The 26,645-nt window shown below is 71.9% G+C and carries 19 protein-coding genes; 11 read left to right on the top strand and 8 right to left on the bottom strand.

What is annotated here, in order from left to right:
• Positions 1-298: 298 nt before the first annotated feature.
• The 3 genes from IM697_RS05820 to IM697_RS05830 form a co-directional block, all read right to left on the bottom strand.
• Positions 299-2,083: an LCP family protein gene (locus IM697_RS05820; protein WP_194045369.1), complete on the bottom strand. Its 1,785-nt coding sequence runs from the start codon at positions 2,081-2,083 to the stop codon at positions 299-301.
• 226 nt (positions 2,084-2,309) lie between these two features.
• Complete coding sequence (locus IM697_RS05825; RefSeq protein ID WP_194045371.1) at positions 2,310-3,419, bottom strand: LCP family protein; 1,110 nt, start codon at positions 3,417-3,419, stop codon at positions 2,310-2,312.
• A gap of 357 nt (positions 3,420-3,776) precedes the next feature.
• The gene (locus tag IM697_RS05830; protein WP_194045373.1) at positions 3,777-4,532 is read right to left on the bottom strand and encodes a TIGR03089 family protein; all 756 of its coding nucleotides are present in this window, start codon (positions 4,530-4,532) and stop codon (positions 3,777-3,779) included.
• A gap of 140 nt (positions 4,533-4,672) precedes the next feature.
• Here IM697_RS05830 and IM697_RS05835 point away from each other — a divergent pair, with 140 nt between their 5' ends.
• Both IM697_RS05835 and manB read left to right on the top strand, forming a co-directional pair.
• Positions 4,673-6,139 carry a peptidoglycan recognition protein family protein gene (locus tag IM697_RS05835; RefSeq protein ID WP_194045374.1) on the top strand — a complete coding sequence of 489 codons (1,467 nt, stop codon included), beginning with the start codon at positions 4,673-4,675 and terminating at the stop codon, positions 6,137-6,139.
• Between the two features lie 70 nt (positions 6,140-6,209).
• On the top strand, positions 6,210-7,292 hold the full coding sequence (gene manB, locus IM697_RS05840) for a mannose-1-phosphate guanylyltransferase (protein WP_194045375.1): 1,083 nt from the start codon (positions 6,210-6,212) through the stop codon (positions 7,290-7,292).
• 910 nt (positions 7,293-8,202) lie between these two features.
• Here the strand turns inward: manB and IM697_RS05845 are convergent.
• From IM697_RS05845 to IM697_RS05860, 4 genes are all read right to left on the bottom strand, one after another.
• On the bottom strand, positions 8,203-9,204 hold the full coding sequence (locus IM697_RS05845; RefSeq protein ID WP_194045376.1) for a DNA-3-methyladenine glycosylase family protein: 1,002 nt from the start codon (positions 9,202-9,204) through the stop codon (positions 8,203-8,205).
• 120 nt (positions 9,205-9,324) lie between these two features.
• Complete coding sequence (locus IM697_RS05850; RefSeq protein WP_265582739.1) at positions 9,325-10,587, bottom strand: coenzyme F420-0:L-glutamate ligase; 1,263 nt, start codon at positions 10,585-10,587, stop codon at positions 9,325-9,327.
• A 44-nt stretch (positions 10,588-10,631) separates the two neighbouring features.
• A complete protein-coding gene (gene cofD, locus IM697_RS05855) occupies positions 10,632-11,591 on the bottom strand; it encodes a 2-phospho-L-lactate transferase (protein ID WP_194045378.1) in 960 nt (319 codons plus the stop codon).
• Positions 11,592-11,625: 34 nt separating this feature from the next.
• Positions 11,626-12,132: a cysteine dioxygenase gene (locus tag IM697_RS05860; RefSeq protein WP_194045379.1), complete on the bottom strand. Its 507-nt coding sequence runs from the start codon at positions 12,130-12,132 to the stop codon at positions 11,626-11,628.
• A 647-nt stretch (positions 12,133-12,779) separates the two neighbouring features.
• Between IM697_RS05860 and IM697_RS05865 the strand changes: the two genes are divergently transcribed.
• The 3 genes from IM697_RS05865 (at position 12,780) to IM697_RS05875 (ending at position 18,502) form a co-directional block, all read left to right on the top strand.
• Positions 12,780-13,043 carry a WhiB family transcriptional regulator gene (locus IM697_RS05865; RefSeq protein ID WP_003975777.1) on the top strand — a complete coding sequence of 88 codons (264 nt, stop codon included), beginning with the start codon at positions 12,780-12,782 and terminating at the stop codon, positions 13,041-13,043.
• 222 nt (positions 13,044-13,265) lie between these two features.
• Positions 13,266-16,994 carry a glycosyltransferase family 2 protein gene (locus tag IM697_RS05870; protein ID WP_194045380.1) on the top strand — a complete coding sequence of 1,243 codons (3,729 nt, stop codon included), beginning with the start codon at positions 13,266-13,268 and terminating at the stop codon, positions 16,992-16,994.
• A complete protein-coding gene (locus IM697_RS05875; RefSeq protein WP_194045382.1) occupies positions 16,991-18,502 on the top strand; it encodes a DUF5719 family protein in 1,512 nt (503 codons plus the stop codon). Before IM697_RS05870 ends, IM697_RS05875 begins: the two co-directional genes overlap by 4 nt.
• A gap of 316 nt (positions 18,503-18,818) precedes the next feature.
• Here IM697_RS05875 and IM697_RS05880 read toward each other — a convergent pair whose 3' ends face one another.
• Positions 18,819-19,268 carry a metallopeptidase family protein gene (locus tag IM697_RS05880; protein ID WP_194049605.1) on the bottom strand — a complete coding sequence of 150 codons (450 nt, stop codon included), beginning with the start codon at positions 19,266-19,268 and terminating at the stop codon, positions 18,819-18,821.
• Between the two features lie 343 nt (positions 19,269-19,611).
• Between IM697_RS05880 and IM697_RS05885 the strand changes: the two genes are divergently transcribed.
• From IM697_RS05885 to manA, 6 genes are all read left to right on the top strand, one after another.
• On the top strand, positions 19,612-19,989 hold the full coding sequence (locus IM697_RS05885) for a DUF3499 domain-containing protein (protein ID WP_228044524.1): 378 nt from the start codon (positions 19,612-19,614) through the stop codon (positions 19,987-19,989).
• A gap of 153 nt (positions 19,990-20,142) precedes the next feature.
• Positions 20,143-21,759 (top strand): L-lactate permease, encoded by a 1,617-nt coding sequence (locus IM697_RS05890; protein WP_194049607.1) that lies wholly within the window; start codon positions 20,143-20,145, stop codon positions 21,757-21,759.
• Between the two features lie 114 nt (positions 21,760-21,873).
• Positions 21,874-23,238 (top strand): phosphomannomutase/phosphoglucomutase, encoded by a 1,365-nt coding sequence (locus IM697_RS05895; RefSeq protein WP_194045383.1) that lies wholly within the window; start codon positions 21,874-21,876, stop codon positions 23,236-23,238.
• Between the two features lie 584 nt (positions 23,239-23,822).
• The gene (locus tag IM697_RS05900) at positions 23,823-23,993 is read left to right on the top strand and encodes a Trm112 family protein (RefSeq protein ID WP_007382472.1); all 171 of its coding nucleotides are present in this window, start codon (positions 23,823-23,825) and stop codon (positions 23,991-23,993) included.
• Between the two features lie 129 nt (positions 23,994-24,122).
• On the top strand, positions 24,123-25,250 hold the full coding sequence (locus IM697_RS05905) for an SIS domain-containing protein (RefSeq protein WP_194045384.1): 1,128 nt from the start codon (positions 24,123-24,125) through the stop codon (positions 25,248-25,250).
• Positions 25,251-25,369: 119 nt separating this feature from the next.
• Positions 25,370-26,521: a mannose-6-phosphate isomerase, class I gene (manA, locus tag IM697_RS05910; RefSeq protein WP_194045385.1), complete on the top strand. Its 1,152-nt coding sequence runs from the start codon at positions 25,370-25,372 to the stop codon at positions 26,519-26,521.
• The last annotated feature ends 124 nt before the right edge of the window (positions 26,522-26,645 follow it).

Raw genomic sequence — 26,645 nt, forward strand, 5'->3', positions numbered from 1 at the left:
CGACACGGCCGCGCTCCGCGCCGGACCTCCCTGTCCGGTGCGGAGCGAACCATGTCAGGCCACCCTGTCCGACGCCCCTTCGCAACCCTTCAGACCGCTGTGGGGCCGAGCCAGGTTGGCCACGCGTCGGCAAAATTCACGCCAGGTACGGCCGCACGGTGTCGGCCAACACGGCTGACACCCGTGCCGCGTGTCAGACGTGCCGTGTGTCAGACCAACGAGCGCCGGGGACAGTTGCGTTCCCCGCCGGAGATTCCGAAAAGAGCCGGAGATTCCGAAAAGAGCCGGCGGCGCTGCCTCACTTCGCGCACTCGACCTTGTCCGCCGTGGACTTCTCCACGTCGGGCGCCTTCGTCGGAGCGGTGAGCGAGACACCCGCGCCCTTGAAGTCCTTGCCCAGGGTCAGCGTCATCGTGGGCAGGCCCTGGGCGTTGGTCACGCTCTTGCCGGGCTTCATCGCGGCCCCGGACAGGCCCATGATGTCGGCGAGCCGGCGTGCCTGGTCCGCCTGGTCCGGCGCGTACTCCAGCGTCGTCTTCGCCAGCGTCGCCGGGGCGTTGCCCGCGTTCTCCGACTTGGACACGCCCTCCTCGGTCTGCAGCCAGGTCAGGGTCTCCTGGGCGCTGCCCGCGGGTGCCCCGCCGTTGAAGACCTGCACCCGCACCTCGGAGGCGTCGGCCTTGGTGCCCTTGAGCCGGGCGGCCACGGCGGCCGCCTCCTGCTTCTTCTGCTGCTTGACCTCAGTGAAGGAGACGTCGTTCTGGATCGCCTGGAAGACCCCGGGTGCCGTCGTCTCGTTCAGTACGACGGTCGTCTTCACCTTCTCCGCCGGGTTGTCGATCACCGGAACCGTGGTGAAGGTCAGGTTCTTGGTGTCGAGCTTGCCCAGCTCCAGACCGAGGTCCTTCAGCTTGTCGATGCTGTCGAGCTGGGAGTCGACGGTCAGCGCCTTGGTGCCCGCCTCGGCCAGCTTGATCATCTTGGTCGGGCTGGTGAGGGTGTCGTTCGACTTCAGTTTGCGCATCAGCGCGCTGAGGAACTGCTGCTGCAGCCCGATCCGGCTCAGGTCACCGCCGAAACCGACGGAGTGCCGGGTGCGGACGAAGGCCAGCGCGTCCTCGCCCTCGATCGTGTGCTTGCCCTTGGTGAGGTTGAGTTTGGAGTCGCGGTCGTTGATGTCCTTGGCCAGGCACACCTCGACGCCGCCGACCGCCGTCGTCAGCGTCTTCACGGCGTTGAAGTCGGCCACCATGAAGTTGTCCGGCTTGACCCCGGTCAGCTCGGTGACCGTGCGTGCGGTGCAACTGGGCGTACGGCCCTCCTGGCCGAGGCTGGTGTTGAACCGGACGCCGGTCTCGCCCGCGATGACCTTCTGGGAGCCGTCCTCCTGCTGGGTCGGGCAGTCCGGGATGTCGACGATCAGGTCGCGCGGGATGCTCAGCGCGGTCGCGTTCGAGCGGTCCTTGGAGACGTGCAGCAGGATCGTGGTGTCGGCGTGCCCCTCGCTGCCCTGGTCGCCGTACTTGTCGTTGCCCGCCCCCGTGCGCTTGTCCGTGCCGATGAGCAGGATGTTGATGGCCTTGTCCTTGCTGAAGCCACCGGTGCTCGCGCCGTCGTCGGAGACGGACTGGATGTTGTCGTTGAGGTGCTCGATGTAGAGGTACGCGCCGGCCGCGGCGGCGACCACCACGAACGCCATGATGCCGCCGGTCCAGAGCACGGCCTTCTTCGCCTTGCTCTTCTTCTTCACCGGCCGCCGGCCGCGCCGCCCCGGCAGGGGCTCCTCGGGCGCACCCCTGCGCCGGCGCTGCGGCGGGACCTCGCGGCCCGGCGCATGCCGCGTCTCCCGCCCCGGCGCGGCGCTCCGATGGCGCACCGCGCCCCCGGCGCCCGCGGTCTGGGTACCGGTACCGGCCGCGCGCGCGGCGGCGCCGGCCCGGGAAGCCGCTCTGCGGGGACCCGGAACCGCTGACTGCGCTGCGGAAGCATTCAGTCGCAGTTCGTATTCACCGGTGTTCGGATTGAGTACCCACTGGTCTGCGGGATCGATGTCGTCCGCCCGCCCACGGCCTTGCGCGTCCACGGTTGTCTGAATCCTCCGTCGGGGCCACGCGGCGCCTTCCCCCTCCAAGGCGCTCGGGTCTCTCGGTCAAACAGTGCGCAAGCCTAACTACGGCAGGGAGCACCAGATCGCTCACACTATCCGCCCAGTTCAGCGTGGAGCGAGGACGGTGACAAATTCCACGTCCCTACAACTGGGCAATCCGTCGCATTTCTTTGAACTGGGGTTCACCGGCTTGGCGAGTGCTTTACCCACAGGGCTTCTCGGCGGCGGTGCTGCCGCGGAACGTGGGTGCCGGGGAAGTGGGGTCGGAGGGCGAAGGACGTGAGGAGTTGTGTGACGAACCGGGGTGCATTCCGGACGAATCGCTGACTTCCACCGGGGTGTCGGTGCGCAGTCGCTCGAAGAGGCGCTCGGCCTCCGGCTCCACGAGTTGGTCGCGATTGGAGTTGTAGATGTACGACTCCCTGGGAACCGTGAGGAATTGCACGCGTTCGGTAGGGATGTCGCGCACTCCTCGCGCGAGTTCGTACAAACCACGCAAGCTGGCCAGGGCCGGGTCGGTGGTGAGGGACGATGTGGCGGCGTCCAGGACGGGGTAGAGCCTGACCGGATTGAGCAGTACGTCGTTGCTCTGCACCTTGTGCACGAGTGCGGCCAGGAAGCGCTGCTGGCGTTCCATGCGGTCGGTGTCGCTGCCGTTGCCGAGGGATTTGCGGGCACGGACGTAGCCGAGGGCCTGCTCGCCGTTGAGGGTGACTTTTCCGGCCGGGAGCCTGAGCTTGGCGGCCTTGTCGGCGATGGGTTTCCTGAGACAGATCTCGACGCCGTCGAGGGCGTCGACCATCTTCTTGAAGCCGTGGAAGTCGATGACGACGTGGTGGTCCATACGGATGTTCGTGAGCCGCTCCACGGTGCGGATGGTGCAGGCCGAACCGCCCACCTGGAAGGCGTAGTTGAACATCGCGAACATGGGGTCGCTGCGGGTGCCGTCGGGGCGGCGGCAGCCGGGGACGTCGACCATGAGGTCGCGGGGTAGGGAGACGGCGGTGGCGCTGCGGCGGTTGGCCGAGAGGTGCAACAGGATGGTGGTGTCGGAGCGCTCGGTCCCGGAGTCGCGGCCGTAGCGGCGGTTCTTGCTGCCGGCGCGGGTGTCCGAGCCGATGACGAGAATGTTCTGCGCGCCGCGGACCAGTGAGGTGGGGCGCTCCTTCTCGTACCGGGCGAGTTCGGCGGCGGCGGCCTCGTCCGGGGTGATGTTGGAGTCGAGCTTGGCGTAGACGGCCCAGCCGACCCCGCCGGCGACGAGCACCAGAAGCCCGACCCCCAGGGCTCCCCGCCGAGCCCATCGCCGCATCCCCCTCTTACTGGCCGACGCCCCCCGGCGCGCAGGTGCGGTGTCGGTCACGGCTGGGTCCACCCCTCAGTGCGTGCTGCGTGTGGTGTGGGCTGCTGTTACGACCATGGCCTGGATGAGGGGCGAGGGGTGTGTGGTGGTGGGCTGAACGGGTGACGGGTGCCTGCGGCGGTGGGGCCTGGGGGTGCGTTGTGCGTCGGGGACGTGGCGGGAGTCCGCTTCGCCTCGGCTGCGGGCATGCGTGCCGCATGGGGCGGCTCCCGACCCGCAGAAGGCGGCACCCCGTCGCGCCGGGCTGCGCACCCACCCCGCCCGGCCCTCACGCCGGGTGCCTGCCCGGCGGGGCGGTGCTCGGCGTCACCGTGCGGTCGTCGTCACCCGCTCCGCGTCGATGCGCTGTGCCACGGCCTCTTCCGTCAGGGCGTCGAGGTGGCGGCACAGGACCACCGAACCGCCGGTCGCGAGCGCCGCGTACAGGCCGGCGTTGAGGCCGTGCCAGGTGTCGTACGGCAGGGCGGAGAGGATCCGTGAACCCGGGCCCGTGAGGCCGAGGGCCGGTGCCTCCGCCTGGGCGCGCTCGACCAGTTCGGCCGCGCTGAACTCCCGGCCCGCCACGATCAGCGCCGGGTCCTCGGGGTCGACCGGCGCGTACGGTGCGAAGTGGTCGCCCTGGCTGGGGACCTCCACCGCGTAGTCGGCGAAGCCGGGCGGCGGTTGTGGGAAACGGCCCCCCAGAGGGCGGAGCGCCAAGGCGACCCGCTCACCCCGGCACGCGGCCGCGGCCTCCAGACCCTCCGGCCCGCTGACGACCACGTCCGCCGTCGCCGGATCCCCGCCCACGTCCGCGATCGCGCCCACCGACGAACACGCCAGCAGCCACACCGCCGTCTGCCAGTGCGCGGGCAGCAACAGCGTGACCCGGTCACCCGGCCCGGCCCCGAGGTCGCCCTGGAGCAGATTCGCGGTCTTGGCCACCCAATTGGCGAAGGTGGCCACGGACAATTCGACACGTTCCCCGGTGGCGTCGTCGTAGAAGGTCACCAGGGGACGCCCGGCGTCCGCGGCGAGCGCGGAACGCAGCAGGTCGGCAGGGGTGCGGTCGGTGGCATTCACCCGCGCAAGGGTACGCGCAGACGCGGCCGCGCACCGCCCTGCGGGCCGTGGGGACGCCACCGGTTCGGCGGAGCCACGGGCCGACACGGCGTCAGTTTCCCAATGGACAGGTTTGTATGGCTATGTTCAACATCGGGAGCATGCGTGGATTCCTAGCTTCTTCGATCGGTGTCACGTGCGCGGCCGCTCTCGTCCTACCGCTCGCCCCGCCCGCCGTCGCGGCGCCCGGAGCGGAAGCCGCCGCTGGCCGGGGGACGGCGGCCGGGCCGGTGGTGCGGCGTGCGGACGCCGAGGCCTACGTCCCCGGCAGCACCCAGTCGCTGCCCCTCGCCCCCCTCACTCGTGACCGTGCCGCCGGAGCCCCCGCCGAACAGGGGCTGTCCCGCCGGGACGTAGATCACTTCTCCCTCGTCGGCGTCGTCTGGGACGACCCGGCCACCGAACTGCACGGCCGTGTCCAGGTCCGCACCCGCGCGGTCGGCACCGGCACCTGGTCCGGCTGGCAGGATGTCGAGACGCACAACTCCGAGCACGCGGCCGACCCGGACACCCCCGAAGGCGCCTCCCCATCGGTGCGCGGCGGCACGGCGCCCCTGTGGGTCGGCGAGTCGGACGGCGTGGAGGTGCGGGTCACCGCGCAGCCCGCCGAACCCCGGCCCGAGGAGAGCGAAAGCGAACCGAACGGTGACGACTCGGCGGTGACCGCTGCCGCCATCACTCCGCTGCCCGACGGCCTCCACCTCGAACTCGTCGACCCGGGCGACCCCGCCCCCGTGCAGGGCGACCCCGGCTCCGGTACGGGCGGACTGAACCCCGGGACCAGCGGCGCGGCCGGAACCGGTGGCATCGCCGTGTCCGCCGACGCCCTCGCCGCCTCCGCCGCCAACGCCGAACTCACGTCCCTGGGCGCCGCCGAGATCCCCGAGCTCGGCCGCATCGAGACCGAACGGGAACTGCTGGCCCTGCGCGGCAGCGAACTGACGCAGGAGCAGCGGGCCAAGCCGTACATCGGGCCGCGGCCGCGCATCGTCACACGGCGCGGATGGGGCGCCAACGAGAGCTGGCGGGAGCGGCGGTTCGCCTACACGAAGAAGGTGAAGGCGGCCTTCGTGCACCACACGGCGACCGGCAGCTACTGGTGCAAGCAGTCTCCCTCACTCATTCGCGGTATCTACCGCTACCACGTCAAGAGCATGCGCTGGCGCGACATCGGCTACAACTTCGTCATCGACCGGTGCGGAAGGATCTACGAGGGGCGCGCCGGGGGAGTGGCCAAGCCCGTCATGGGTGCCCACACACTCGGTTTCAACTCCAACAGCATGGGGATCGCCGTTCTCGGCAACTACGGCACCAGGAAGCCGACGGTCAGGGCGGTGAAGGCCATCGCCCGGCTCACGGCCTGGAAACTGGGGCTCTACGGCGCCAATCCGCGTGGAAAGACATACCTGAGGTCCGGGGGTGGCAATCTCTACCGAAAGGGAAAGAACGTACGACTGAACGTGATCTCCGGCCATCGGGACGGCTACTCCACGTCGTGCCCCGGATGGCAGCTCTACCGCAAGCTCGGCTCGGCCCGCTCCTCGGCGGCCCGCTACCAGGGACGTTGAGGGGCGGTCTGCATAGACTGGCCGGCCGAAAGACAGTTCGGCCGGTCCCGGCAGGAAGCAGAGACGACAGGTGACAGAAGCGATCCTCCTGGTCGGCGGCAAGGGCACTCGGCTGCGTCCGCTCACCGTGCACACGCCGAAGCCCATGGTCCCGGCGGCCGGGGTGCCGTTCCTCACGCACCAGTTGGCGAGAGCGAGAGCGGCGGGGGTCGAGCACATCGTGCTCGCGACGTCGTACCTGGCCGAGGTCTTCGAGCCGTACTTCGGCGACGGCTCGGCGCTCGGGCTCCATCTGGAGTACGTCACCGAGGAGGAGCCCCTCGGCACGGGCGGCGCGATCCGCAACGTGGCGTCGCGTCTCCACTCCGCGCCGGACGACCCGGTGCTGATCTTCAACGGGGACATCCTGACGGGGCTGGACATCAGGGCGCTGGTCCGCACCCACGAGACGACGGGCGCGGACGTCTCCCTGCACCTCACCAAGGTGACGGACCCAAGGGCGTACGGCCTGGTCCCCACGGACGGCACGGGCCGGGTGACGGCGTTCCTGGAGAAGCCCCAGACCCCCGAGGAGATCGTCACCGACCAGATCAACGCGGGCGCGTACGTCTTCCGCCGCTCGATCATCGACACGATCCCGGCGGGCCGTCCCGTCTCGGTGGAGCGCGAGACCTTCCCGGACCTCCTGTCGGCCGGGGCACACCTCCAGGGCATGGTCGACTCGACGTACTGGCTCGACCTGGGCACGCCGGCGGCGTTCGTCCGCGGCTCGGCCGACCTGGTTCTGGGCCGGGCCCCATCTCCTGCCGTGCCCGGCCGCTGCGGCGACCGCCTGATCCTCCCCACGGCCCGGGTGGCACCGGACGCCAAGCTGACCGGTGGCACGGTGGTCGGAGAGGGCGCGTTCGTGGCCGAGGGCGCACGGGTCTTCGGCAGCACGATCCTCCCGGGCGCCGTCATCGAGCCCGGCGCCGTCATCACCGACTCCCTGATCGGCACCCGCGCCCGCGTGGGCGAACGCTCGATCCTCACCGGCACGGTCATCGGCGACGGCGCGGTGATCGGCGCGGACAACGAGCTGAAGGAGGGCGCGCGGGTGTGGTGCGATGCGCGGATACCGGCAGGCGCGGTGAGGTTCTCACCAGATCTCTGAACGACGCCGCTACGCCCACCCCCAACCGGCACATCCCAGCCCACCCGGCCTCTTCTGATTACCGGTCGGCACCCTCCGGCCTGTCGGGCGTTCGAGGCCGAGGCCAGGCCGCCCCGAGCCCCCACCCGCCCGCAGGGGGCTCCGCTTCTGATTGCCGGTTGGCGCGCCCTCCGGTCTGTCGGGTGTTCGAGGATGAGGCCAGGCCGTCCCGGGCCCTCGCCCGCCCGCAGGGGGCTCCGCTTCTGGATGCCGGTCGGCACCCTCCGGCCTGTCGGGCGTTCGAGGCCGAGGCCAGGCCGCCCCGAGCCCCCACCCGCCCGCAGTGGGCTCCGCTTCTGATTGCCGGTCGGCGCCCCCTGGTCTGTCGGGTGTTCGAGGATGAGGCCAGGCCGTCCCGAGCCCCCACCCGCCCGCAGTGGGCTCCGCTTCTGATTGCCGGTCGGCGCCCCCTGGTCTGTCGGGTGTTCGAGGATGAGGCCACGCCGTCCCGAGCCCCCACCCACCCGCCGGGGCCGCCACCTTCCAGCGTCAGCCCGTGCCTCTGAGCCCGTCGGGCGTTCGAGGACGAGGCCACGCCGTCCCGAGCCCCCACCCGCCCGCAGAGGGCTCCGCTTCTGAATGCCGGTCGGCGCGCCCTCCGGTCTGTCGGGTGTTCGAGGATGAGGCCACGCCGTCCCAAACCCCCACCCACCCGCAAGGGGCTCCACTTCTCAACGCCGGTCCGCACCCTCCAGCCCGTCCGGCGTTTGAGGACAAGGCCCCTTAAGGGCCGGAGCGGGGGTCTGGGGGCGCAGCCCCCAGAGGCGCCCGGGGTCGAAGGGGCGGAGCCCCTGGAGGATGGGACGGGTAGGGGCGGCGGGGGCGAGAAGACCCGGCGGCGACCACAGGGAGGCCAGTCAGCCCTCGGGCGTCACAACCGCCCGATATCGCCCCGCGGCATCCGCGGCGCCCGCCGCCCCGGCACCCGCCCACTCAACAAGATCAACCGAGCCGCCCGATGCCGCTGCCCCGCATACGGCTCCAGCAACTCCAGCATCACGGAGTCGTCCGCATCCCGGTCCCCCGCAAGCGCGAACCCCACAATCCCCGGCAGATGCAGATCCCCCACGGTCACCGCATCCGCCGCCCCATGACTACGCTGCACAACCTCCGCAGACGTCCACGGCCCGATCCCCGGCACCACCTCCAACCGAGCCTGCGCCTCAGCCGGAGGCATCCGCACGGCCTCCTCCATCCGCGCAGCGACCCGCACCGCCCGCAGAATCGTCGACGCCCGCTTGTTGTCGACCCCGGCCCGATGCCACTCCCAGGACGGAATCAACGCCCAGGTCCGCGCATCCGGCATCACACACATCCGCCCGGGCGCGGGCCCCGGCGCCGGCTCGCCGTACTTCCGTACCAGCAACCGCCACGCCCGATACGCCTCATCGGTCGTGACCTTCTGCTCCAGTACCGACGGAATCAACGACTCCATCACCAGCCCGGTCCGCGTCAGCCTGAGCCCCGGCCGCCGATGCCGAGCCATCGCCACCACCCGGTGCCGAGGCACGAACACGGACGGATCGTCGGCGGCCCCGAGCAACTCGGGCAACCGCTCCAGCAGCCACTCGGAACCCGGCCCCCACGCCTCGCCCCGCACCTCCGCCCCACGCGCACTGACCCGCAGCGTCCCGGGCCCGGCAGGCGTGAGACTGGCCCGCCACACCGACCCGTCCGGCATCGCCCGGAACGTCGGATCCCCCGGCCCACGCCGCAGGGGCCCCAGCACCAGCCCGAGATCGAGCGGCCCCTGCGGCACCCACGTACGCACCCGCCCGGGCGCCGCGGCCTGCCGCGGTATCCCCGCGGACACGGCGACATGCCCACCGCGCACAGTGGTACGCGTGGGCCGCGGAGCGAAACGTCCTGCCACGGTTGAGGTCCTAGCGGTCTGGAGGCTACGAGCGTAAGCACCTGGAGAGCGCGCCCGCAGACGCGCACCACCGCAGGCGCCCTACGAGCGTAGGCGCCCCACGGCGCGGATCAGCGCGGATCAGCGCACCTCGATGAAAGCCCCCGCATCCCGCTCCGGCCGCGGCCGAGGCTCCTGAGCCGGATGACCGACCGCCACCGCCCCCATCGGATCCCAGTCCTCCGGCAGCCCCAGCACCTCGCGCACCACATCCCGGCAGAACATCGTCGACGACACCCACGCCGAGCCCAGCCGCTCCCCGGCCAGCGCGACCAGGAAGTTCTGCACCCCGGCCCCGGCGGCGACGACGAACATCTCCCGCTCGGCCCCGTCCCGCCGCACGTCGCCATAGGTGTGCGAGCCGTCCATGACCAGACACGGCACCACGAGATACGGCGCGTTGCGCAGCACGTCCCCACGCCGCACCCGCTTCGCGATCGACTCCTCGCTCTTGCCGTCCCGGCGCAGATCGGCGATCCAGGCGTCGCGCATCGCGTCGAGCAGCCGCGTCCGCGACTCCGCGGACTCCAGCAGCACGAACCGCCACGGCGTCGTGTGGTGCGGCGCCGGCGCCGTGACCGCCGCCGCGACCGCTCTTCGTACGGCCCCGGAGTCGACGGGCTCGTCGGTGAACGCCCGTACCGTACGGCGCTGGGTCACCGCCTCCCGTACCGCCTCCGACGTGCCCAGCCGGAACATGTCGTCACGCGCCCCGCGCACCAACGTCCGCGCCCCCTCCCCGTGGTCCTCGGTCACCGTGTCCGCCAGGCCGCGCACGACGGCGACAGGCAGCCCGGCGGCCTTGCCCTTGACCAGGTCACCGGCGGCGGCGAGTTCGTCGGCGGTCGCCACGACGGTCGCGCTGAGCGGATTGCCGTGCGCATCGGTGCCCCCGCGTAGATCGTCGAGCACGCGGACACCGGCGGCGCCGATCGCGACGTCGGTGAGCCCGGAGCGCCAAGGGCGCCCGAAGGTGTCGGTGACGACGACGCCGACCTCGACGCCGAGAGCGTCCCGCAGGCCGTCGCGGATCGCCCGCGCGGACGCGTCCGGCTCCTCGGGCAGCAACAGCACGGTCCCGGCGGGGGTGTTGGAGGCGTCGACCCCGGCGGCGGCCATCACCAGGCCCTGCCGGTTCTCGACGATGCGCAGCGCGCCGCGGCGCGCCACGACCCGTACCGTCTCCGCGTCGATCGCGGCCTCCCGGTCCGCCGCCTCGACGATCCGCCCCTCCGCCTTGGAGACGATCTTCGAGGTGACCAGGAGCACGTCCCCGTCGGCGAGCGCGGGTTCGGCGGCGGCGATCAGCTTGGCGAGGTCGTCGCCCTGCCGGACCTCGGGCATCCCGGAGACGGCCCAGACCCGGTAGCCGTCGGCAGAGACCTCGCTCAAGCTCCCCGCACCTCCTCCGCCAGCGCCAGCGCCTCACGGGCCATCTGCGCCGCGGCGTCGAGGTCGGTCATCATCAGCGGCACGGCCCGGCAGCGGATCCCGGCCGCCTCGACGCGCTCCACGGTGCCCGCGTCCACGGTGTCCACGAGCCAGCCGTCGAGGAGCCCGGAGCCGTAGTGCTCGGCGACCGCCGCGGCCGTCGACTCCACGCCGACCGCCGCGAGCACCTTGTCGGCCATCCCGCGCACGGGCGCGTCCCCGACGATGGGGGACAGGCCCACCACCGGCACGCCCGCGTCGGCGATCGCCTCGCGGATGCCGGGCACGGCGAGGATCGTGCCGACCGAGACGACCGGGTTGGACGGCGGGAAGACGATGACGTCCGCCTCGGAGATCGCCTCCAGGACACCCGGCGCCGGCTTCGCCTGCTCGGCCCCGACCGGCACGATCGCCTCCGCCGGCACCGAGGCCCGCAGCCGTACCCAGTACTCCTGGAAGTGGACCGCTCTGCGCTCGCCGTCCACCTCGACCGCCACATGGGTCTCCACACGGTCGTCCGTCATGGGGATCAGGCGGACGCCCGGCTTCCAGCGGTCGCAGAGCGCCTCCGTCACCGCGCTGAGCGGATAGCCCGCGCCGATCATCTGCGTCCGCACGATGTGCGTGGCGAAGTCCCGGTCGCCGAGCCCGAACCACTCCGGCCCCACGCCGTACGCCGCGAGCTCCTCCTTGAGATGGAAGGTCTCGTCGGCCCGGCCCCAGCCCTGCTCCTCGTTGATACCGCCGCCCAGCGTGTACATCACGGTGTCGAGGTCCGGGCAGACCTTCAGCCCGAAGAGGTGGATGTCGTCCCCGGTGTTGCCGATGACCGTGATGTCCGCGTCCGGCGCGGCCCGCTTCAGACCACGCAGGAACCGGGCACCACCGATGCCGCCTGCCAGAACCACAATGCGCATGGGAGTAAGTCTGGCAGGCGGGTACGACAACCGGTCAGGCAGTCACCGGACGCGGTTCCGTGCGCGCCTCGCACGCCGAGGCCGTGTGCATCGGCATCTCCGTCAGGCCCGGGTAGTACACGTGCAGGCTCACCGCCGGCTCCAGCGCGTCGTTGACGACCTCATGGGCGTACCCCGGCGCGAACACCCGCTGCGCGCCCGCCGCCAACGCGCGCGTGCCGCGCTCGGTGCGCTCGCTCAGCGTGCCGTCCAGGACGGTCAGTACGCCGGAGGAGGGGCCGTGGTCGTGCAGTCCGCTGCCCTGGCCGGGGACCCAGGACAGCAGCCACACCTCGTAGCCGGGTCCCGTGCGCAGCCGGTGGTACCAGCGCGTGGTGGCGTCGTACCGGACGAGGTGCTCCCACTGGGAGCGGTCGGCGGCGATGGCGCGGGCCAGGCCGGCGAACTCGGCGACGGTGGCCGGGTGCTCGCGCGGTGCCTGGAGGAGGTGCGGGACTTCGAGGATGTCGCCGGCGATCTGCAGGTCGCTGTCGCTGTTCATGGGTGGGGTGGTTCCTCAGTGAAAGAAGGTCAGAGGGAACTGAAGCCGAGAGACGGGTGACTCGGCCCACAGCTGGAGCAGGTGGGGCTCAACAGCTGGGACAGCAACAGCTACAGCGAGCGCGGGCAGCACCGTGGGACCCGGCGGTGCGGGTCGAGGTGAGTGCCGAGTTCGCGAGCATGCCCACAAGGACATCGGTTCACACCGTGAGTGTCAACTCGACGCCCGCCTTGTGGGACGGGTTTCACCTCATCCGGTTCATCTCTATGGCGAAAGGTTTGTTCATGGGGCGGCCGGGACACATGGCGCACAACCGGGCGCACGAGCGTCGTTGTGATCCTGTGATCCGACTGTGATCCGGTTCGCATCCGCGTGTGTGTGCAACGAGATCGAACTTCTGGGCGTCCTTGTCCGTACAGGCTCTGCGCGGGGGCGGTGTCCCTCCTGGGTCTCGTCTGCTTGTCAAGGTTTAGGCCGATTTGAACACTTTCCGCTAGGCCTTGGTTCCGCAGAGTGAATAAGGGGCTCAATAGCAGATCTCGGCTTGACTCGCCCGGAGCAGCACACTTGTAATTTCACTCGTGTCGTTCAGCCGAAATCGGTAACGGCTACATCACGGGGACGCGAAAGACAGACGAGGGGCGCACATGACCGAGCTGGTGCAGCAACTGCTGGTCGACGACGCGGACGAGGAACTCGGCTGGCAGGAGCGCGCGCTGTGCGCCCAGACCGACCCCGAGTCCTTCTTCCCCGAGAAGGGCGGCTCCACCCGCGAGGCCAAGAAGGTCTGCCTCGCCTGTGAGGTCCGCTCCGAGTGCCTCGAATACGCCCTCGCCAACGACGAGCGCTTCGGCATCTGGGGCGGCCTGTCCGAACGCGAGCGCCGTCGGCTGAAGAAGGCGGCCGTCTGACCGCAGCGCCGGGTGGCGAGGTCGGCACACCCGCAATCCGCACGTACATCCGCTGCATACGTCTCGAACAGGTCTCGAACGGCCCGTCGCAGGTGGGTTATCCACAGGCGGCGGGCCGCCGTGATGCCCAGCCGATAGTGTGGTCGCTCGTCCGAGACGCCCCGCTGTCCCCCGGGGGCACAGGCGTCCACCGCAGTCCATCGAACCGGGGCCCGTACCTCGATGTCCGTGCACAGCCACACGGCAGCCCATCACGACTCCGCTGCCACCCCTGAGTTTCCGCGTCATGTGGTGACGGCGGTGCTCGTCTCCCACGACGGCGCCCGCTGGCTGCCCGACGTGCTCGCCGGGCTGCTCGGCCAGGAGCGCCCCGTCCAGTTCGCCGTCGCCGCCGACACCGGCAGCGCGGACCACTCCGCGCAACTGGTCACCGACGCCCTCGGCGCCGACCGGGTACTGCACCTCGCCCGGCGCACCGGGTTCGGCCAGGCCGTCGAGGAGGCCAACCGCACCGCCCCCGTCCTCACCCCGGACGAGCTGACGTATCTGAAGCGGCCCAGCGGCTGGGACCCGGTCACGCGCACATGGCGCGACGACGCCTACGACATGCCCGAACTCCCCCACGGGGAGCCGCTCCAGTGGCTGTGGCTGCTGCACGACGACTGCGCCCCCGACCCCGACGCCCTGGCCCAGCTGCTGCGCGTCGTGGAGAACGAGCTGGAGCTGGGCCGCGACGACGTCGCCGTCGTGGGCCCCAAGCTGCGCGGCTGGTACGACCGCCGCCAGCTCCTCGAGGTCGGCGTCACCATCGCCAACTCCGGCCGCCGCTGGACCGGCCTCGACCGCCGCGAACAGGACCAGGGCCAGCACGACCACGTGCGGTCCGTGCTGTCCGTGTCCACCGCCGGCATGCTGATCCGGCGCGATGTCTTCGACGAACTCGGCGGCTTCGACCGGCGACTGCCCCTCATGCGGGACGACGTCGACCTGTGCTGGCGCGCCACCGCCGCCGGCCACCGCGTCCTCGTCGCCCCCGAGGCGGTCGTACGACACGCCGAGGCGTCCTCCCGCGAGCGCCGCACCGTCGACTGCGTGGGCCGCACCGCCGCCTCCCCGCACAAGGTCGACAAGGCCGGCGCCGCCTACACCCTGCTCGTCAACACCCGTACGGCCGCGCTGCCCTGGGTGCTGCTGCGCCTCGTGCTCGGCACCGTCCTGCGGACCCTCGCCTACCTCGTGGGCAAGGTCCCCGGCCAGGCCCTCGACGAGATCCGCGGCCTCATGGGCACCCTGCTGCGCCCGGAGCGGATCATCGCCGGGCGGCGCAGGCGCGGGCGTCCCGTCATCGACAAGGGAGAGCTGCGGGCGCTGTTCCCGCCGCCCGGCGCGACCGTGCGGGCCACCGTCGAACAGGTCGCGAGCAACCTCGTCGGCCGCTCCGACCCCGAGGTCGCCTCCGGCGCGGGACGGCACGGCGGCGCGGTCGAGTCCGGACCCGGCGGCGACGACGCCGACTTCCTGGAGATAGAACAGTTCGCGCGCCTGAAGCGCATCGCCCGCAACCCCGGCCCGATGCTCTTCCTGGGGCTGCTGTTCGTCGCGCTGATCGCGTGCCGCCAACTCCTCGGCGGCGGCGCCCTCGCGGGCGGCGCGCTCCTGCCCGCCCCGGCCGAGGCCGGCGAGCTGTGGTCCCGCTACCTGGACGCCTGGCATCCGGTGGGCGCCGGTGGCACCCCGTCCGCGCCGCCGTACCTCGCCATCGTGGCGATGCTCGCCGGCGCCCTGCTCGGCTCCACCGGGCTCGCGGTCACCGTCCTGCTGGTCTGCTCGGTGCCGCTGGCCGGATTCACCGCCTACTTCGCCTCCCGCCCACTCGTGGAGTCGCGCCTCCTGCGCGCATGGGCCGCCGTCGTCTACGCCTTCCTGCCCGCGGCCACCGGCGCCCTCGCCGGCGGCCGCATCGGCACCGCCGTACTCGCCATCCTGCTGCCGCTCATCGCGCGCGCGGGCATCGCGGCCAGCGGCCTGGCGAACAGCGCGGGCGTGCGCGGCAGCTGGCGCGCGACCTGGGCATACGCCCTGCTGCTGACGATCGTCACGGCCTTCACGCCCATCGTCTGGCCGATCGCGCTGATCCTCGGCATCGGACTGCTCGCGGTGCGGCGCACCGACATCACCGCGTACGGCCTGCGCTTCCTGGCCCAGCTCGGCGTGCCCCTGCTGGTCCTCGCGCCCTGGTCGCTGTCACTGCTCCCGTTCGGCTTCTTCCAGGAGGCCGGCCTGGAGTACGGCGCCTCGACCGCGTCCGCCCTGGACCTGCTCGGCGCCAGCCCCGGCGGGCCCGGCACCGTCAGCGGACTGATGCTCATCGGCGTCGTGCTGGCCGCGCTCGCCGCCCTGCTGCGCTCCGAGCGTCAGTTGGGCATCCGCACGGCCTGGGCGGTCGCCCTGCTGGGCTTCGTCTTCGCCGTCCTGTCCAACAGCTCCGCCTGGGCCGGTCCCGCCACCCTCGTCTACGGCATCGCCCTGCTGGCCGCCGCCCTGCTCGGCGCCGACGGGGCACGCTCGCGGGTCGCCGAGCAGAGCTTCGGCTGGCGCCAGCCGGTCGCCGCGCTGATCGCCTTCTCCGCCGCGGCGGGCCCGCTGCTGGTCGCCGCCGGCTGGATGATCCGCGGCGCCGACGGGCCGCTGGAGCGGCGCGACCCCGTGCAGGTGCCCGCGTTCGTCGCCGAGGAGAGCGGCACCCGCGACCAGGCCCGCACCCTCGTCCTCGACAGCGACTCCCAGGCCCATGTCGGCTACATGCTCGTCCGTGGCTCCGGCGCCCGCCTCGGCGACGCCGAACTCGCCGTGGCCGACGGGGAGAACGCCAAGCTCGACAAGATCGTCGCCAACCTCGTCGCCGGCTCCGGCGCCGACCAGGCGGACCAGCTCGGCGCGTTCGCGGTGCGTTACGTCCTCATCCACAAGGGAGCGCCGCGCGAGGTCGCGCGCGTACTGGACGCCACGCCCGGGCTGTCGCGGCTGAGCGAGCAGAACGGCAGCGCGCTGTGGCGGGTCGACCGGCAGGTGTCGCGGGCGGCCATCGTCGCGGGGGAGGGGTCCGGAGCGGGCTCTGCGGCGGGCTCCGGTGAGCCCGAGCCGGTCGCCGCCGGGCCCGTCGAGATCCACACCGAGATCCCGAGCGGCCCCGACGGGCGGGTACTGCGGCTCGCCGACAGTGCCGACGACGGGTGGACGGCCACCCTGGACGGCAAGCCGCTCACCCCGACCACCCTCGACGGCTGGGCGCAGGGCTTCGAACTGCCCACCGGGGGCGGCAGGCTGGACGTCACCTACGACGACCCGATCGGGCACACCGCCTGGCTGTGGACGCAGGGCTTCCTCGCCCTGGTGCTCGTCGTGATGGCGCTGCCGGGACGTCGGCGCGACGTCGACGACGACCTGCCCGAGGAGGCGCCCGTGCCGGCCGAGGCCATGGCGGGCGACGGGCGACGGGCCCGCCGGCTGCGCGCCCAGGCCGAGGCCGAGGCAGAGCCCGAAGAGGGCGGTCAGGGCGGCGGCTTCCCGCCGCCTCCTTCGCAGGTGCCGTCCGCGGGGATTCCCCAGCAGTCGCCCTATGGAGAGTGGGACACGCCCAACTACACGGGAGCCGACTACGGCGGTTACGGCGGCGGCGAGCAGTACCAGGGCGGCCAGCAGTATCCGGCGGGCGGCGCCTACGACCAGGCGTATCAGGCGGATCCCTATCAGGGCGGCCAGTACGACCCGTACGCGTACGGCGGGCAGTCGCAGGCGGGGACGCCGGGGGCACCGGGTGCGCCGGGGGCGTACGACCCGTCGTACGACCAGACGTTCCAGCAGGGATACGACCAGGGTTACGACGGCACGTACGACCCGGCGCAGCAGCATCCGCACGGCAGTGAGCGTTCCGACGGGAGCCAGCAGTGAACCGCACCACCCTGTCCCTGTTCGCCGGAGCCGGCGCCCTCGCCGTGATCACCGGGCTCGCGACGCTGACGTCGCCGGACGCGTCCGGCGCGGACACGGCGAAGGCGGCCGCCGAGTTGCCGGTGGAGCGTACGAGTCTGGTGTGCCCGGCGCCGAGCATCTCGGACCTCGCCGAGACCACGTACACCTCGTTCACGCCGGTCACCAAGGGGACGGGGAGTGACGGGAAGACGGAGCTGCTGCCCGGTGCGGGCAAGGGGGGCAAGGGGGATGAGGGGAACAAGGGGGACAAAGGGAGCAAAGCCGGGAAGGCCGGGAAGCCTCTTCTGGAGGTGAAGGAGCCGGGGGCGCCGGTCACCGGGGACGCCTCCGGGGCCGACTCGCCGGCGCTGATCGGGACCGCCGACGGGAAGTTCGCGCCCGGGTGGACCGTGCAGGAGACGACCGAGGTCGCGGCGGGCACCGGGCGTGGGCTGCAGGGGGTCAACTGCACCGCGCCCGACACGGAGTTCTGGTTCCCGGGGGCCAGTACGGCTGCCGACCGGACCGACTACGTGCATCTGACGAACCCCGATGACTCCGCCGCCGTCGTCGACATTGAGCTGTACGGCAAGGACGGGGCGCTGGAGACCACGGTGGGGGAGGGGATCACGGTTCCGCCGAACTCGGGTGAGTCGATACTCCTGTCCACGCTCATCGGTGAGAAGCAGGACAACGTGACCGTGCATGTGAGTGTGCGCAGCGGTCGGGTGGGTGCGTCGGTGCAGGCGCTGGACGACAAGCTGGGCGGCGACTGGCTGGCGGCGTCGACCGATCCCGCGGGGAGCCTGGTGCTGCCGGGTGTGCCGAAGGACGCCACGTCCGTGCGGCTGGTCGCGTTCACGCCGGGGGAGTCGGATGCGGATCTGAAGGTGCGGCTCGCTTCGCCGTCCGGGCTGATCACGCCTGCCGGGAATGAGACGCTGCACGTCAAGGCCGGGATGACGAGTGCGGTGGATCTCGGGGACGTGATGCGGGGTGAGACGGGGTCGCTGGTGCTGACGCCCACGGGTCAGTCCGTGCCGGTGGTCGCGGCGTTGCGGGTGGTGCGGGGGAAGGGCGCCAAGCAGGAGACGGCGTTCATTCCGGCTACCCGGGCCGTCGGTGCGCGCGCGACGGTGGCGGACAACCGGGAGAAGGGCACGACGCTTTCCGTGACGGCGCCGTTCCGTGCGGCGGAGGTCAAGGTGACGGCGTCGGCGGGGAGCGAGGGCGGTACGGCGGCGTCGAAGACGTACACGATCAAGTCCGGCACCACCGAGGATGTCGAGGTGCCGGTGCCGAGCGGTCTGAAGGGCACGTACGCGCTGACGGTGGAGACGGTGTCGGGCGGTCCGGTGTACGCGTCCCGGACGCTGGCGGTGACGGAGGACGGGGTGTCCGGGTTCACCGTGCAGACGTTGCCGGATGATCGGGGGATGGTGGCTGTGCCCGAGGCGGACGAGGATCTGTCGGTGTTGCAGAAGTAGAGGTGACGGGTGGGGATGCCTGCGGCGCCTGTGCGGGTTCGGTGGGGGTGCGCGTAGCGCCTGCGGGTGGGGTGTGGGTCGGGGACGGGGCGGGGGTGTCCGTCCTCGGACCGGCGGCTGGAGTCGGGCAGGGTGCTGAGCGTTTCTTGACGCCGGCCACTGCGGGCGGACACCCCCCGCCCCGTCCCCTTCCCGCCGTACGCGACTGCGGGTCCACTCCGCTTCAGCTGCGGGCAGTCGTGCCGCTGGGGGCTCAGGCGGCACCCCGCTAGCGCCGGGCCGCGCGACCCACCCCTGCCCAGCCTCCGAGTGCCTGTCAGTCCTCCCCGTAGCGGGGGTCCACCGTCTCCGGCGTGAGGCCCAGCAACTCGGCGACCTGCTCCACGACCACCTCGTGGACGAGAGCCGCCCGCTCGTCGCGGCCCTTGGTGCGGATCTCCACCGGGCGGCGGTAGATGACCACCCGCGCGGGTCGGCCCTCGCGGGCGGGGATCGTGCCGCCCAGGGGGACCGCCTCGTCGTTCCAGGTGCGGCCGGGGCCGTCCAGGCGGGGGACCTCCAGGACCAGGAAATCGATGTCGGTCAGCTGCGGCCAGCGGCGTTCGAGGCGTTCCACCGAGTCCTGGACCAGGTCGGCGAAGACATCGGCGCGGCTGGCGGCGAGCGGTACCTGGGGTGGTGCGATCGGGCCGCGCATGCCCCGTCCGTGGCGATCACGACGGCGGGGCCCGGGGCCGGCGGCACGGGGCGGTACAGGGGTGTCCATCACTGACGAAGCGTAGTCCTCACGGCCGGTGTGTGTCCGATCGCCGTCGGGCGGTGGGAGCGGCGTTCTCCCGTGCGTACGGCATGTCGGCAGATGACCATTCCAGCCAAGCTTGGGCTCGATTCCGTATGTCTCCGAGACCGTCGAAGTCGAGGTAATTGATGGGATTTGGGGTGAGTGGTGACCGGATCTGTGAGGGCTCGGGATATCGGAGTGAGGCTTTTGGGCAGGTCAGAGGGGTGGGGCGAAAGGGGTGTGTGGGGTGATTCACAACACGACACGGTGGGGTGACCTGGGGGAGAGTCGTCGCGGCCCGGTCAAGAGTGCGGTACCGTCCAACGTCGTGAGCCCTGTACGTCGCTGTTCGCGCACCGCTTGCGGCCGTCCCGCCGTCGCGACGCTGACGTACGTCTACGCCGACTCGACCGCGGTCCTCGGCCCGCTCGCCACCTACGCCGAACCCCACTGCTACGACCTGTGCGCCGAGCACTCCGAGCGCCTCACCGCGCCTCGCGGGTGGGAGGTCGTGCGGCTGCTCGACGGTTCGGCTCCGGCCCGTCCCAGCGGCGATGACCTGGAAGCGCTCGCCAACGCTGTGCGCGAGGCGGCCCGTCCGCAGGAGCGCGCGGCCGAGGCCGGCGGGGGCGGGGGCCGTGGGGCCGACCCGATGGAGGTCGCGCGGCGTGGACATCTGCGGGTGCTTCGGTCGCCCGACAACTGACGGTCGTCTTTCTTGCGCGTCCTGCGTTCGTTTCGTTGAGTGATGCACAGTCATTGATGCACAGCCATTGACGTGCCCTTGTCGCGGACACGACCATTCCGTATGCCGGAACGAGAAATCGCTTTCCGCATGGCGGAATCCGGGGAGGCGCCTGTGTACGTCCAGGAACTGGAGCCCGTAGCCGGCTCACTGGGACTGTCCGCCCTCGTGGCGGCCCTGCCGCTCGTGATCGTGCTCGTCCTACTCGGCGGCGTCCGGCTGAAGGCGCACCTGGCGGGGCTCACGGGGCTTCTGGCGGCCGTACTCGTCGCCTGGCTCGCGTACGGCATGCCGCTCGGGCAGACCCTCTCCGGCGCCGTCCAGGGAGCCGTCTTCGGGCTCTTCCCCATCCTGTGGATCGTCGTCAACGCCCTGTGGGTGTACCGGATGACCGTCCGGACACGGCACTTCGACATCCTCCGGCGGTCGTTCGGGCGGCTGTCCGACGATCCGCGCATCCAGGCCCTCGTCGTCGCCTTCTGCTTCGGGGCCCTCCTGGAGGCCCTCGCCGGGTTCGGGGCGCCCGTCGCGATCTGCTCGGTCATGCTGGTGGCGCTCGGGTTCGAGCCGGTGCGCGCGGCCGTCGTCGCCCTGGTCGCTAATACGGCGCCCGTCGCCTTCGGCGCGATGGGCACGCCCGTGGTGACGCTCGCCCAGGTCACCGGGCTGCCCCTGGATGACGTGGCCTCCGTGGTCGGACGTCAGACGCCCCTGCTGGCCCTGGTCGTGCCGCTCGTGCTCGTCGGCCTGGTGGACGGGCGGCGCGGCCTGCGGGAGACCTGGGTGCCCGCCGTGGTGTGCGGAGTCGCCTTCGCCGTCGCCCAGTTCGCCGCCTCCAACTATGTCTCCGCGCAACTCGCCGACATCGGCGCCGCCTTGGCCGGTGCGGGCGCCCTGGTCGCCGTACCGCACGCGCGCGTGCCCGCCACCGAGGCCGTACGCACGTCCGTGCTGACGGGGGCGCGGAGCGAGGAGTTGGACGAGGACGACCCGCGCGGGGAAGTGGTGCGGGCCTATGCGCCGTACGCGCTGATCGTCGTGATCTTCTCCATCGCCCAGATCCCGGCCGTCAAGGACTGGCTGGCCGAGGCGACCCAGACCTACGACTGGCCCTTCCTGAACGTCGCGAACCCGGACGGGGACCCGGTCAGCGGCAACGTCTTCAGCTGGCCGATCGTGTCCACCGGCGGCACGCTCGTGCTGTTCGCCGGGGTGTGCACGGCGGTGGTTCTGGGCGTGCACGCGCGCGTGGCCGTCAGGGAGTGGGCCGCCACCGTGCACGAGCTGCGGTTCGCCATCCTCACCGTGACGTCCGTGCTGGCGCTCGCGTACGTCATGAACCTCTCCGGGCAGGCCGCCACCATCGGCCACTTCGTCGCGGCGGCCGGCGCCGGGCTCGCCTTCCTGTCGCCGGTGCTGGGCTGGTTCGGGGTGGCCGTCTCCGGGTCGGACACCTCGGCCAACGCCCTGTTCGGAGCGTTGCAGGTGACGGCGGCGCGGGAGTCGGGGCTGTCACCGGAACTCCTGGCCGCCGCCAACAGTTCAGGTGGTGTGCTCGGCAAGATGATCTCGCCGCAGAACCTCACCATCGCCTGCGCGGCGGTGGGACTCGCGGGCCGGGAAGGGGACCTGCTGCGGCGGGTGCTGCCGTGGAGTCTGGGGCTGCTGCTGGTGATGTGTCTGATCGTGGTCGGACAGAGTTCACCGGTGCTCGGCTGGATGCTTCCCTGACGCCCGCACTGACCTTGAGGTTACGGCTCGGGGTCCACTCAGTGGGCACACAGCGCACTGTCAGTTCGGGCGGGTAGTTTGGGGTGACCGACAGGACTTTCAGGAGGGTTGGCCGTGGCTGCTGATCTGTCACAGCTCGTGAAGGCGTACGACGTGCGCGGAGTCGTCCCGGACCAGTGGGACGAGTCACTGGCCGAGCTCTTCGGGGCAGCCTTCGTCCAGGTGACCGGCGCGAGCGCGATCGTCATCGGGCACGACATGCGCCCCTCGTCGCCCGGTCTGTCCCGCGCCTTCGCACGCGGAGCCGCGGCCCGGGGCGTCGACGTCACCGAGATCGGCCTGTGCTCCACCGACCAGCTGTACTACGCCTCGGGCGCGCTGAACCTGCCGGGCGCCATGTTCACGGCCTCGCACAACCCGGCCCAGTACAACGGCATCAAGATGTGCCGCATCGGTGCCGCCCCGGTCGGCCAGGACACCGGCCTCACCGAGATCCGCGAACTGGTGGAGGGCTGGAGCGAGTCGGGAGCCCCGGAACCGGCCGCGCAGACGGGCACGATCACCCAGCGGGACACGTTGCAGGACTACGCGGCCCACCTCCTCTCCCTCGTCGACCTGACCTCCATCCGCCCCCTGAAGGTCGTCGTCGACGCGGGCAACGGCATGGGCGGTCACACGGTGCCGACGGTGTTCGGCGGCCTCCCGCTGGACGTCGTCCCGATGTACTTCGAGCTGGACGGCACGTTCCCGAACCACGAGGCGAACCCGCTGGACCCGGCGAACATCGTCGACCTCCAGAAGCGGGTCCGCGAGGAGTCCGCCGACCTCGGCATCGCCTTCGACGGTGACGCCGACCGCTGCTTCGTCGTCGACGAGCACGGCGCGCCGGTCTCCCCGTCCGCCATCACCGCCCTGGTCGCCTCCCGGGAACTCGCCAAGCACGGCGGCAAGGGCACGGTCATCCACAACCTGATCACGTCCTGGTCGGTCCCCGAGGTCGTCAAGGAGAACGGCGGCACCCCGGTCCGCACCCGCGTCGGCCACTCCTTCATCAAGGCCGAGATGGCGAAGACCGGCGCGATCTTCGGTGGCGAGCACTCCGCCCACTACTACTTCAAGGACTTCTGGAACGCCGACACGGGCATGCTGGCCGCCCTCCACGTCCTCGCGGCGCTCGGCGGCCAGGACGGCCCCCTCTCCGGCCTGGTCGCCCAGTACGACCGCTACGCCGGCTCCGGCGAGATCAACTCCACGGTCGCCGACCAGGCGGGCCGCCTCGCCGCCATCAAGGCCGCGTACGAGGGCCGGGAGGGCGTCGAACTCGACGAACTCGACGGCCTGACGGTGACCGCCGCCGACTGGTGGTTCAACGTGCGCCCGTCCAACACGGAGCCACTGCTGCGCCTGAACGCGGAGGCCAGGGACGAGACGACGATGGCGAAGGTACGGGACGAGGCGTTGGCGATCATCAGAGGTTGAGACCGGGGCCTCTCAACGCCGGCCGGCGCATCCCAGCCCGTCCGGCGTGCGAGCACAAGACCACACCGTCCCGAGCCCCCACCCACCCGGCAGGGGACGCCACCTTCCGGCGCCGGCTCGCATGAGTCAGCCTGTCCGGCGTGCGAGCACAAGACCACACCGTCCCGAGCCCCCACCCACCCGGCAGGGGACGCCACCCTCCAGCGCCGGCCCGCATAAGTCAGCCCGTCCGGCGTGCGAGCACAAGACCACACCGTCCCGAGCCCCCACCCACCCGGCTGGGGACGCCACCTTCCAGCGCCGGCCCGCATAAGTCAGCCCGTCCGGCGTTTGAGGACAAGGCCCCTTAAGGGCCGGAGCGGGGGTCTGGGGGCGCAGCCCCCAGAAGCACCCGGGGTCGAAGGGGCAGCGCCCCTGGGGATGGGACGGGTAGGGGCGGCGGGGGCGAATCCCACCCCGCCAACCCCACTCCGCCAACCCCACCTCCGCCCAACCCCGGCACCCCGCCCCCACCGGCGGTACCCTGACCAGGCACATCCGCACACGCACGCACCACCCACCCCCACTCCCAGAAGGGACCCGCCATGCCGCTGGAAGCCGGCCTCCTGGAGATCCTCGCCTGCCCCGCCTGCCACGCCCCCCTCAAGGAGCAGGACACCGAGCTGATCTGCACCGGCCAGGACTGCGGCCTGGCGTACCCGGTGCGCGACGGCATCCCCGTACTGCTCGTGGACGAGGCCCGCCGCCCCGCGTAACCACGCACCACCACGGCCGCAAGCCATCCCGGCCAGGGCCCGCACAACAACACAGACGCACCGGCACAGACAAAGCCGCCCCGCACAACAAGTCCACACCCACGCCCCGGCGATCGGAGGCTGCCGCCCATGCTCGACGAATCGCTGCTCGACACGCCGGACGCGCTCGCCGAGGCCGACCGCCGTGCCCTGCTCCGCGGCGCGGCCGAAGCCGGTGCCCGCGTCCGCACCGCCGCCCGCCACGCCATCGAGGCCGGCGTCAACGACCTCAAGCCGGACGGCCGCCCCCGCGCCATCCTCATCGCCGGCCCCGGCACCGCCGCCATCTGCGTCGCCGACCTCCTCGGCACCCTCGCCGGCGCCACCAGCCCCGTCACCCGACTGGCCCCGGCAGGCGTCGCCCCCGCCGCCGGCGCCCTGCGCTGGGAGCTGCCCGGCTGGGCCGGCTCCGTGGACCTGCTGCTGATCGCCACGCCCGACGGCACCGAACCCGGCCTGTCACTGCTCGCCGAGCAGGCGTACCGCCGCGGCTGCACGGTCGTCGCCGTGGCCCCCGCCCACACCCCGCTGACCGAAGCGGTGCACGGCAACCACGGCCTGTTCGTACCGATGGCGACCGCGCCGTACGAGCACGACGAACCCCTCACCGCCTCCGCCCCCGGCGTCCTGTGGGCGCTGCTCACCCCCCTCCTCGCGCTCCTCGACCGCACCGGCCTGCTCACCGCCCCGCCCGACGCCGTCGAGAAGGTCGCCGACCGCCTGGACCACATCGCCGAACGCTGCGGCCCCGCCATCGCGACCTACAGCAACCCCGCCAAGACCCTGGCCGCCGAACTCGCCGACGCACTGCCGCTGATCTGGACCGAGGGCGTCTCCGCCGGTCCGGCCGGCCGCCGTTTCGCCGCCGCGCTCGCCGAACTCTCCGGCCACCCCGCCCTGGTCGCCGAACTGCCCGAGGCCCTCGCCTCCCACAGCGCCCTGCTCGCCGGCCGCCTCGCGGCGAGCGCCGACCCCGACGACTTCTTCCGCGACCGCGTGGAGGAGACACCGGCCCTGCACGCGCGCGTGCTGCTGCTGCGCGACCGCCCGATCGGCGGCCTCACCGCCGCGCCGTCCGCCCGCGACCTGGCCCTCAGCCACGACACCCCCATCAGCGAACTCGAGCCGGAGCCCGGCGACGAACTCGAGACGCTCGCGGAGCTGATCGCCATCACGGATTTCGCCGCCGTTTACCTCGCGCTCGCCTCGAGAGCCTGATCTGTCCCGGGACGCCCCGACGGCCGTACGCCCGAGGAACCGGCAGTCGTACGCACGGCGAACCCGCGTCCCGCACCACGAGACCGCGCCGCACGCACAGAGAGCAGGCAGACACCCGCATGGACCGCCTCGACAACACCATCCGCCCCTACGCCTGGGGCTCCACCACCGCGATCCCGAAGCTCCTCGGCGTCGAGCCGACCGGCGAACCGCAGGCGGAGATGTGGATGGGCGCGCACCCGGGCGCACCCTCGCGCACCGCGCGCGGGACGCTGGTCGAGGTCATCGAGGCCGACCCGGAGCGCGAACTGGGCGCCAGGGCCGTCGCGAAGTTCGGGCCCCGCCTGCCGTTCCTGCTCAAGATCCTCGCCGCCGGCGCCCCGCTCTCCCTCCAGGTGCACCCCGACCTGGAGCAGGCGAAGGAGGGTTACGAGGACGAGGAGCGCCGCAACATCCCGGTCGACGCCGGCCACCGCAACTACAAGGACGCCAACCACAAGCCCGAACTGATCTGCGCGCTCACCGAGTTCGACGGCCTGTGCGGCTTCCGCGACCCCCTGCGGGCGGCGGACCTGCTGGACGGCCTCGGCGTCGACTCCCTCAAGCCGTACGTCGACCTGCTGCACGCCCACCCCGAGGACGCGGCCCTGCGCGAGGTGCTCACCGCGATCCTCACCGCCGACCCGGACGAGATGGCCCACACCGTCGCCGAGGCCGCGGCCGCCTGCTCCCGCCTCGGCGGCGAGTACGCCCCGTACGCCGACATCGCCCACCACTACCCGGGCGACCCCGGCGTCATCGCCGCCATGCTCCTCAACCACGTCCGCCTGCAGCCCGGCGAGGCCCTGTTCCTCGGCGCCGGCATCCCGCACGCGTACCTCAACGGCCTCGGCGTCGAGATCATGGCCAACTCCGACAACGTCCTGCGCTGCGGCCTGACCCCCAAGCACGTCGACGTCCCCGAACTCCTGCGCATCGTCCGCTTCGAGGCGGGCGACGCGGGCGTGCTGCGCCCGGAGGCCGCCCCGGACGGCGAGGAGGTCTACGAGACGCCGATCGACGAGTTCCGCCTGTCCCGGTACGTCCTTCCCGAGGGCACCACCGCCCACGACCTCACCCGCGCCACCCCGCAGATCCTGCTCTGCACCGCCGGTGCCGTCCGCGCCGGGGAGCACGAGCTGACGCCGGGCGGGTCCGTCTTCGTACCGGCGGGCGAAAAGGCCGAAGTGTCCGGGGCCGGTACGGTCTTCCGGGCCACGGTCGTCGCCTGACCGAGGGCATCGCACGACCCGGCGCGCAGTTGTCGTACCGGGCTGCAACAATGGCCCACCGGCAAAGGACGGGCAAAGCCGATCGGGGGCCGCGCGCTCCCCTCGGCGACGCCCTGGACGGCGT

Source organism: Streptomyces ferrugineus (assembly GCF_015160855.1).
GTDB classification, from domain to species: domain Bacteria; phylum Actinomycetota; class Actinomycetes; order Streptomycetales; family Streptomycetaceae; genus Streptomyces; species Streptomyces ferrugineus.

What these genes read in the sequence shown, in the direction of transcription:
- IM697_RS05865 (WP_003975777.1), top strand. Translation starts at nt 12,780, where the DNA reads ATGACCGAGCTGGTGCAGCAACTGCTGGTCGACGACGCGGACGAGGAA.
- IM697_RS05860 (WP_194045379.1), bottom strand. Translation starts at nt 12,132, where the DNA reads ATGAACAGCGACAGCGACCTGCAGATCGCCGGCGACATCCTCGAAGTC.
- IM697_RS05870 (WP_194045380.1), top strand. Translation starts at nt 13,266, where the DNA reads ATGTCCGTGCACAGCCACACGGCAGCCCATCACGACTCCGCTGCCACC.
- IM697_RS05835 (WP_194045374.1), top strand. Translation starts at nt 4,673, where the DNA reads ATGCGTGGATTCCTAGCTTCTTCGATCGGTGTCACGTGCGCGGCCGCT.
- IM697_RS05825 (WP_194045371.1), bottom strand. Translation starts at nt 3,419, where the DNA reads ATGCGGCGATGGGCTCGGCGGGGAGCCCTGGGGGTCGGGCTTCTGGTG.
- IM697_RS05850 (WP_265582739.1), bottom strand. Translation starts at nt 10,587, where the DNA reads ATGCCCGAGGTCCGGCAGGGCGACGACCTCGCCAAGCTGATCGCCGCC.
- IM697_RS05905 (WP_194045384.1), top strand. Translation starts at nt 24,123, where the DNA reads ATGCTCGACGAATCGCTGCTCGACACGCCGGACGCGCTCGCCGAGGCC.
- IM697_RS05900 (WP_007382472.1), top strand. Translation starts at nt 23,823, where the DNA reads ATGCCGCTGGAAGCCGGCCTCCTGGAGATCCTCGCCTGCCCCGCCTGC.
- IM697_RS05880 (WP_194049605.1), bottom strand. Translation starts at nt 19,268, where the DNA reads ATGGACACCCCTGTACCGCCCCGTGCCGCCGGCCCCGGGCCCCGCCGT.
- manA (WP_194045385.1), top strand. Translation starts at nt 25,370, where the DNA reads ATGGACCGCCTCGACAACACCATCCGCCCCTACGCCTGGGGCTCCACC.
- cofD (WP_194045378.1), bottom strand. Translation starts at nt 11,591, where the DNA reads ATGCGCATTGTGGTTCTGGCAGGCGGCATCGGTGGTGCCCGGTTCCTG.